Source organism: Bartonella sp. AA16NXGY (genome assembly GCF_042197325.1).
In the GTDB taxonomy this organism is placed as follows: domain Bacteria; phylum Pseudomonadota; class Alphaproteobacteria; order Rhizobiales; family Rhizobiaceae; genus Bartonella.
The window spans coordinates 1-279 of record NZ_JBHIRR010000079.1; the positions used below are offsets into that span (position 1 = coordinate 1).

The following is a 279-nucleotide window of genomic DNA, read 5'->3' on the forward strand; positions in this document are numbered from 1 at the left end:
ATTTTCGCTAATATTTTTGTTGCAAGTGAAGTACCAAGGAGAGATGCTGTAATAAAAACAGTCGCTACCCAAGAATAATACAGTTCACTGCCAATATCATTTATAAGAGAGGGTAAAATAGTAACAACAACGTAAACGTTTGTTGCGTGTAATATGACACCGCCTGTAAACGTTAAAAAGAGAATACCATTTTTGCCCAATAAAAGCGCAGACCAGCCTTCTTTTTCCACTGTTTTTGCTTTTTAGTAAAAATTTAGCCTTCCCTATTTATAAGGCAGT

The 279-nt window shown here is 35.1% G+C and carries 1 pseudogene; it reads right to left on the bottom strand.

Annotated elements, in window-relative coordinates:
- Positions 1-230, bottom strand: a pseudogene (locus ACFINK_RS09425) (MFS transporter); the annotation flags it as partial.
- Positions 231-279 lie beyond the last annotated feature (49 nt).